This is a genomic window from Synechococcus sp. H55.9 (assembly GCF_047462355.1).
GTDB lineage: Bacteria > Cyanobacteriota > Cyanobacteriia > Thermostichales > Thermostichaceae > Thermostichus.
In genome coordinates this window covers 41356-46918 of sequence record NZ_JANSJB010000011.1, presented here as the reverse complement: position 1 = coordinate 46918, position 5563 = coordinate 41356, and the positions used below count along the sequence as shown (strand labels likewise).

Annotated in this window: 5 protein-coding genes and 1 riboswitch; of the genes, 2 read left to right on the top strand and 3 right to left on the bottom strand. The window is 60.2% G+C overall.

What is annotated here, in order from left to right; translation table 11 throughout:
* From NW857_RS03015 to cobO, 3 genes are all read right to left on the bottom strand, one after another.
* A partial coding sequence (locus tag NW857_RS03015; protein WP_414367908.1) for a DUF1815 family protein occupies nucleotides 1-311 on the bottom strand: 311 nt, incomplete at its 3' end.
* An 852-nt stretch (nucleotides 312-1163) separates the two neighbouring features.
* Complete coding sequence (locus tag NW857_RS03010; protein ID WP_414367907.1) at nucleotides 1164-2531, bottom strand: cobyrinate a,c-diamide synthase; 1368 nt, start codon at nucleotides 2529-2531, stop codon at nucleotides 1164-1166.
* A gap of 17 nt (nucleotides 2532-2548) precedes the next feature.
* Nucleotides 2549-3274 (bottom strand): cob(I)yrinic acid a,c-diamide adenosyltransferase, encoded by a 726-nt coding sequence (gene cobO / locus NW857_RS03005; RefSeq protein ID WP_414352266.1) that lies wholly within the window; start codon nucleotides 3272-3274, stop codon nucleotides 2549-2551.
* Nucleotides 3275-3374: 100 nt separating this feature from the next.
* Here cobO and NW857_RS03000 point away from each other — a divergent pair, with 100 nt between their 5' ends.
* On the top strand, nucleotides 3375-3743 hold the full coding sequence (locus tag NW857_RS03000) for a hypothetical protein (RefSeq protein WP_414335902.1): 369 nt from the start codon (nucleotides 3375-3377) through the stop codon (nucleotides 3741-3743).
* A gap of 68 nt (nucleotides 3744-3811) precedes the next feature.
* Nucleotides 3812-3922: riboswitch (SAM riboswitch) on the top strand.
* A gap of 283 nt (nucleotides 3923-4205) precedes the next feature.
* Entirely contained in the window at nucleotides 4206-5465 is a 1260-nt protein-coding gene (metK, locus tag NW857_RS02995; protein ID WP_414335901.1) for a methionine adenosyltransferase, read from the top strand.
* Nucleotides 5466-5563: the final 98 nt, after the last annotated feature.

Below are 5563 nucleotides of genomic sequence, written 5' to 3'. Positions count from 1 at the left end.
GCAGCCACCAACTCATCTTTGATCAGCTCTGCCAAATCCTGCAGTTGGCGAATCGCCTCTGCTCCTTCCAGTTTCATGAGCTCCCGGTCATCCCGCATTTCTGTCCAGCTAATGGAGCATTCGGAAACCAAAAAGCGAATCAAGTGCCCCTCCCGTAAGCTGACCATGAAGGAGGCGCTCTCAAATGAAGTACCGCAGGTGTAGCAAGAAGCTGGATAGCCCCGCTTCTCCAAAACAATGGCCAGAGCCTGCAAACTCATCACCAGATCTTGAACATAGCTGCGGTACTGTTCCGCCAACCGTGTGAACATCACACTCCTCCCTACATGAATCGCCCGCTGTGGGGCTCAGTCTAGCCGAAAATGAGCCAACTAGTAATTTATGCTTATTCTGCTTGAGAGCTAAAGACATGTCTAGGATAACAACCGACAAACCCTCAAGGAAGTGATTAAAGCCACAGGGTAGGCAAAGTCTAGCCCACCAAGGTGTAGTATCCCATACTCGTCTTAACCAAAGACATCAAAATTTACCCCGACTCAAAACTTCTTACCTACTGGGATCCTCACCCAGTGCTTAGCTCAGTCTTTTCTCGAAATGCCCCGACGCAGTCCTTTTGTGGACAATTGCCTCAAAGCCCACTCCTACAGGGGTTTCAGCAGTGGGGAAGCAAGATGTAGTCCTTTGGGTTGGGTTGCCCTCTAGGTTTCTGAGCCTCTGCAAGAGGCTGGCGTGTTTGGAGTCAAGAAGGCTAAGTTTTGTAGACGAATGTGGAGCAAGGTGAGTTCCCGCCCAATTATGCTGAAAAACTCTTGGATGAAGCGAGGGATGCTTGAGAGGGAAGGGCTCAAGGTCGGCATCTGTTGTTCAGGAAAAACGAGTGACTTATTTTCAGAGTCCTCAAGCCATTCGGGATCGCTGTAAGTTGCTATTTGAAAGGGTTTTGGCCGGTGAATCGGAGCATTCTCGCCTCGATGCCGACTGCGTGACCGCCACGATCACGATCCCAGCGGGGAAATGCCCTTCCACAGGCGCTGGCGACATTCTCGCGGAGGATCCGCGGATCGCTTGGCCTGGCCGGAAAAGCGGCTCAAAGACCTGGATCCGCCGGAGCTCAGGTCAGATGTTTCTCCGCCCATCCAACGGCTCAGCGATGGCATGGTCTTCTAAGGGGAGATGGGCAGAGTTGTCCTCAAGAAGCTTTGTAAGAGCCGCATGGCCAGGTCGGGACGGGATCCCCAGTGGAGATGCAGGTAGGAGGCGTGCAGGCGCCGACCGGCCCAGCCTTCCTGGTGAGGCGGGGATCCCCAGATGTAGATTGGGTTGGGGGAGAGAGGGGTGCTGCGGGAGCGGTGAAATTCGTGCCCTCGTAGGCGATCCCCGGCCTTGGCCAGCAGGGTTGGGCGCAGGACAGTGGCCTCGCGGTAGCCCAGACACAGCCGGTCGCCCATGTCCACCTGGATAGGCAGCAGCCCGGCCAGGGGGTAGGTCTTTCCCTTGAAATCGGTGAGGGATCGTCCCAGCACCATCAGCCCGCCGCATTCGGCATAGAGGGGTGGATGGGCGGGCGGCGGTGGGCGGTGGCTTATTTTTTCGGAGAGGGTGGCGGCAAACAGTTCTGGGAACCCGCCCCCCAGCAGCAGGCCATCGCAGGGCTCCGGCGGCCACAGCCCCACCTGCAGGGGAGAGTACTCCAGCAGCTCGGCGCCACAGGCCCGCAAGAGATCCAAGTTGTCGGCGTAGTAGAAGTTAAAGGCGGCATCGCGGGCCACCCCTACCCGAACCCGACGCGGTTGTGGGGAAATCTCTGGCCACAGCTCCCCCACCGCCGGCGGCAAGGAGCGAATCAAGGGCAGTAGCTCATCCCAATTCAGATGCTGCTCGGCCAGGTCGGCCCAGGTCTCCTGCCAGCGGGGGAAGTGATCCAGTTCTGAGACGGGCACCAACCCCAGGTGGCGGCTGGGCAGGCGCAGATCCTCACGGCGGGGAAACTGGCCCAAGACCGGGATCCCCGCCGCCGCTGCTGCTTGCTGTAAAATCTGGCCGTGCCGCTCTGAGGCCACGCAGTTGAAAATCACCCCGGCAATGGTGAGGCGGGGATCAAAGCGGCTCAAGCCGTAGAGCAGAGCGGCCACCGTTGTCCCCATACCGCTGCCGTCGATAACCAACACCACAGGGATCCCTAGCAGGCGGGCCACGTGGGCGCTGCTGGCAAAAAAGGGTTCTGTCTCGCCGGGCAGGGATGCGGGCGCTCGTCCATCGAAGAGGCCCATCACTCCCTCTACAATTGCTCCATCTTTGCCTTGGCAGTGGTGGCGAAAGCAGCGCTGCACAAAGTTCTCATCGGTTAAAAAGGGATCCAAGTTGCGACAGGGGATCCCGCTCACCGCTGTGTGGAACAGGGGATCAATGTAATCCGGCCCCACCTTGAAGGGCTGAATGCGCAGGCCCCGCCGCCTGAGAGCGGCCAACAGAGCCAGCGTGACAGTGGTCTTGCCGCTGCCGCTTGTGGCTGCCGCCACCAGAATGGCCATCTTGCCCTACCCAAGGACTAGAACTCAATGCCGATTTGCGCTTTGATCCCCTGGTCGCGGAAAGGATGCTTGACCAAGGTCATCTCGGTTACCAAGTCGGCCCGGTCGATCAGGGCAGCCGGCGCGCCCCGCCCGGTCAGGATCACATGCACCCGCTCCGGTTTTTCGGCCAGGCCGGCCAATACCTGCTCCAGGGAGAGGTACCCCAGCTTGAGGGCGACGTTGATCTCATCCAAAAGTACCAGGTGGTACTCGCCGCTGCTGAGCAGCTCCCGCCCCTTTGCCCAGGCCGCCTGCGCATGGGCGATATCCCGCTCGCGATCCTGGGTTTCCCAGGTAAAACCTTCCCCCATGGCGTAAAAGGCGATTTTCCCCAGGCCCAGCTCCGGATGGGCGGCCAACTGGCGCAACAGTTTGGCTTCCCCCGGATCCCAGGCCCCCTTGATGAATTGCACTACCCCCACCGACAAGCCTTGGCCGAGGGCACGGAAGATCATGCCGAAAGCAGCCGTGCTCTTGCCTTTGCCCTGCCCTGTATGCACGATGATCAAGCCCTTGTCATCGCGCATGCCCGATAGGCGCTGCCGCTGGATTTGCTGGCGGCGCTGCATTCTGCGGCGGTGCCACTGGTTGAGGTCAGTCTCTGTGCCCGCTAGAGACTCCGTCCCGCAATTGCCAACGCCAACAGCCTCAGGCTCTGTTGTCGAGTGGGATCCCCAAGCCGGTGCAGAGAGGTCAGACATGGCGGGTTGGGCCATAATCAGAGGAAATTCGGGTGGGCCGAGCAAGCTCTTCCCCAGCAAACTGCTTTTATCCTACCTCTGGCTGGATTGGGCTGGGATCATGAAAGAACCGGCTACCGCTTTTCGAGATAGCCTGCTGATGTACTCCTTCATCTGGGCCGTGCTGGCGGTAGGGTGTTTTCAAGTCCTGCCCCGTTTGCAAATTGCCTCTGCCGCCCAGTTACAGCCGTGGCTGGGGCCCGCCTATCTGGCCGGGCTGGGGGGATCCCTGTTGGCGGCCCTGGGATCGATGTTGGCCGTCTTGGCGGAAACAACCGCGGGCGCTGCCAGCAAAAGGCATCTGCATCGCTTGGCTTGGGCACTGGGGGCGGTTGGCTTTCTGGGAGTTCTCTTCCCTCTGGGCTTGGCGGGCGTCTTTTTTCTCAGGGCCGCCCAGTCCACCGACTGGTGGCAGGAGCTGTTGGGTTGAGACCGGCCCAGAGCGCATTTTTTTGACAAATGCGGAGAGGTTAGGGGTACGATAAGGACAAGTTCCGTTCTTTATCCAGAGCAGACTGAGGGATCAGGCCCAACGAAGCTGCGGCAACCGGCGGAAGTCTCCGCTACGGTGCCAATTCCTGCGGTTAGTCAGTAACCGAAAGATAAAGGCAATAAAGTTTTCTCTAGAGGATAGCCCTTTTAGGTGGGGGCTTTTTCTGGCGACTTTACCCTTTAGCGGCTCCCACAGCTCTGGTCGCAGCGGCGGAGCAAGGCTCTATCGCGTCAGTGGGACGAAGTCCTCGGGTGCGGTGGGTTGCTCTGGCAACTGCGCTGATCCACCGGCTAGGCCTGCCTTTTTGGGTCCTGGCCGCCGATGAACGGACAGGTGGGCCTGGCTTTCTGGCCTGAGCAGGCTCCCAGTTTCATCTGTTTCGTCTTAAGGAGAGGTTCGTTGTCCAAGTCGTTTTTGTTTTCCTCGGAGTCGGTGACGGAGGGGCACCCCGACAAAATCTGCGATCAGATCTCCGATGCCATCGTGGATGCCCTCTTGACGGCGGATCCCATGAGCCGGGTGGCGGCAGAGGTGGTGGTGAATACGGGCATGGTGATCCTGACCGGGGAGATCACCTCGCAGGCGCATGTCAACTTCACCCATCTGGTGCGGGACAAGGTGGCCGAAATTGGCTACACCGACGCCAAGAACGGTTTCTCTGCCGATAGCTGCGCGGTGTTGGTGGCTTTTGATGAGCAATCTCCCGATATTGCCCAAGGGGTGAACGTGGCCCTGGAAAGTCGCGCATCCAGGGAAGATCAATTCGACTTGGTCGGGGCCGGGGATCAGGGCTTGATGTTCGGCTTTGCCTGCGACGAGACCCCTGAGCTGATGCCCTTGCCGATCAGCTTGGCCCACCGCCTCAGCCGCCAGTTGGCCACTGTTCGCAAAAACGGCACCCTGCCCTATCTGCGCCCCGACGGCAAGACGCAGGTGACGGTGGCCTATGAGGAGGGGCGTCCGGTGGGTATCCACACCCTGCTCATCTCCACCCAGCACACGCCCACCATTGGCGCCATCACAGAAGAGGCGGCGGTGCAAGAGCGCATCCGCGCCGATCTCTGGGAGGCGGTGGTGCAGCCGGTATTTGCCGAGCTGCCCATCAAACCCGACAGCCATACCCGCTTCCTCACCAATCCCACCGGCAAGTTCGTCATCGGCGGCCCGCAGGGGGATGCCGGCTTGACCGGCCGCAAGATCATCGTCGATACCTATGGCGGCTATTCCCGTCATGGGGGCGGGGCCTTCTCCGGCAAGGATCCCACCAAGGTGGATCGCAGCGCCGCCTATGCTGCCCGCTATGTGGCCAAGAACATCGTGGCTGCCGGCCTGGCGCAAAAATGCGAGGTGCAGGTTAGCTATGCTATCGGGGTGGCCCGTCCCATCAACCTTTTGGTGGAAACCTTTGGCACAGGGCGCATCCCCGACGAAGATCTGCTGCGGCTGGTGCAGCGCCATTTTGACCTGAGGCCGGCAGCCATTCTGGCCCAGTTCCAACTGCGAGAGTTACCCCGTCAACGGGGAGGGCGCTTCTATCAAAACGTGGCGGTCTATGGGCACTTCGGGCAAACCCACCTGGATCTGCCCTGGGAGCGCACCGACAAAGCTGCGCTGCTGCGGGAGGAAGCTTTCGCCGGGGCGGCCGCCGTCCTAGCCTAGGCAAGAGTTGGGATCCCCAGGCGGCGACAGAGACGGTTTGGGGGCCCTCGGTTTTGGCTCTGCCAGGGTGGCGACACAGGGGGGCAGCTGGGTAGCCC